Source organism: Faecalibacterium sp. DFI.5.82 (assembly GCF_029076575.1).
In the GTDB taxonomy this organism is placed as follows: Bacteria; Bacillota; Clostridia; order Oscillospirales; family Ruminococcaceae; genus Faecalibacterium; species Faecalibacterium duncaniae.
In genome coordinates this window covers 1-505 of sequence record NZ_JARFIS010000051.1, presented here as the reverse complement: position 1 = coordinate 505, position 505 = coordinate 1, and the positions used below count along the sequence as shown (strand labels likewise).

Here is a 505-nt window from a genome sequence, read left to right as displayed (position 1 = left end):
CTGAGCACCCGGCTGCCCCGCCGCAGGCTGCAGGAGCTGGCCGGGCTGAACGGGATGTATCACCTGAACGGTCTGCTGACCGTCTGAGGCAGGACCTGGTTTATACCCCGGACGAGGCCCCGGCCCAGCCCGTCACCGTGAAAAATGCCGTGGCAGACGGCCGCAAGACGATGGTGGGCATCGGAACAAAGATCCTGATCTGTCCGGACAAGGTGGCGTTCGATACGGCTGACGGCAGAGCGGCCCCGCTGGGTGCTGCTTGGGAGGCGGGAAGCCTGAGCGTGTGCTTTGCGCCCTGTGATGCTTCGGGGAATACCTACGAGGTGAAGGAAAAGGGCACGAAGGAGCCGGAACACCCGCAGGACGGCCAGCTGTTTCTGAAGTTGAACGAGCCGGACAAGCCCTATTCCGCAGAGAATACGCTGGAGGTGTACAGCGAGGATTCGGGCAACTGGACGGTGATCCCGCTGGACTACTGCCTTGTGAACGCTGAGGGCATCGGGGC

General features: G+C 63.2%; 1 pseudogene. It reads left to right on the top strand.

The features are described 5' to 3' along the window. Positions 1–505: pseudogene (locus P0G09_RS15510) on the top strand (hypothetical protein); the annotation flags it as partial.